Origin of the sequence: Gelidibacter pelagius (assembly GCF_017581925.1) — a bacterium.
In the GTDB taxonomy this organism is placed as follows: domain Bacteria; phylum Bacteroidota; class Bacteroidia; order Flavobacteriales; family Flavobacteriaceae; genus Gelidibacter; species Gelidibacter pelagius.
The window spans coordinates 1-1,316 of the sequence record NZ_JAGEVG010000061.1 but is presented as its reverse complement, the minus strand read 5'-3'; the positions used below and the strand labels follow the sequence as shown (position 1 = coordinate 1,316).

Sequence of the window (1,316 nt, the reverse complement as noted above, 5' to 3'; positions counted from 1 at the left end):
GATTTCCATGTTAAAAGCAAATGAAAAATGAAAAAATTAAGCCAAATTTTTCACATATGGTTCCTGTCGTTTAATGACAGCACAGATCCTATGGACGAGCTTATTCCTAACGTTGTTAATTATGAGCATCTTGTTCTTTCCTTCTTCAACCTTTCTTTGGAAATAGGCCCTGATATCAGGATCGTGATTGATTGCGGCCAGTGCGCTCATATGGAGGTGTTTTTTGAGCGTTCTATTGGCCATGGGGTGTATCCTGGACTTGCGGAATACGGAAGACCCGGAAGTATATTCAAAAGGCACTACACCACAATAGCACGCCAGTTGGTTTGGATTCTCATATTTGGTAAAGAAGTTTGTGAACACCGTAAAATGCAGTGCCGTAATTTGACCTATCCCGGTAACGGAAGTAACCAAACCAATGGTTTTGTTGAGCCTGTTGTCGGAGAGTATAAGTTTCTTTATTCCCCCTTCGATTCGGTCAATCTCATCGCACAGACTCTTATTGATCTTTTTAAGGTTGTTTTTGGCCAGCTTTCCAAGTTCAGGAGAGAAGATTTCCAGTTCATTGGGATATTTGTTTATGTCCGCTCTGGTATTCACCAATTTTCTTCTGATCTTAAGGAGTATCTTAACCTGCTCAAGCACTTCGGGCAAGGGTTGGTAAAGGACCAGTTCATTATGGTTTTTAAAAGCATATTGAGCAATACGCTGCGCATCGACTTTATCGTTTTTACCTCTGTGGACACCTATGCTGCGAGTAATCTTTATAGGCATTTCCACACAAAAGTGAGCTTGCTTTTCCACAAGTTTTGTGATAATAAGTTTTCCATACACACCGGTATGTTCCATACAGATGAGTGTGTCCTCCAAAGGGATTTTTTGATTCTTGAGAAGTCTGATAAAAGAATTGATCCCCTTTTTAGAATTTTCGAATACATACGAGGTAGTCCTTCCTTCTTGGATGATGGACACGTCGAACATCTTTTTCGATATGTCGATACCGATAAAGAACAAGAAATTTTTTGTGTTCATGATAGTAGTATTTACAAGTTAGACCAAGATTTCAGATTACCATCGAACCCCTAATAATAGGCCTAAAAGCCTGAATTTCCATCTGATGCCTGTCCGAAAATAACTGATAAGGGATTTTATCAAATAAAGCATAAGCCCGAAGCTTTGAATAGCGTATAATTCGCCCTTATCAGTCTGGTCATAGTTTACAATTATGGAGAGTATTCCCCGATAATAAGTTAGTAATTAAATAGACAACTCAATCATAAATACCTCTATGAAAACTATTAATGTAAAACTAAGGG

1 protein-coding gene is annotated in these 1,316 nt (G+C 38.5%); it reads right to left on the bottom strand.

Features of this window, described 5'->3' with window-relative positions; translation table 11 throughout:
• Positions 1-36: 36 nt before the first annotated feature.
• Positions 37-1,032, bottom strand: a complete 996-nt coding sequence (locus J4051_RS18815; protein ID WP_208235430.1) for an IS110 family RNA-guided transposase — start codon at positions 1,030-1,032, stop codon at positions 37-39.
• Positions 1,033-1,316: the final 284 nt, after the last annotated feature.

What these genes read in the sequence shown, in the direction of transcription:
- J4051_RS18815 (WP_208235430.1), bottom strand. Translation starts at nt 1,032, where the DNA reads ATGAACACAAAAAATTTCTTGTTCTTTATCGGTATCGACATATCGAAA.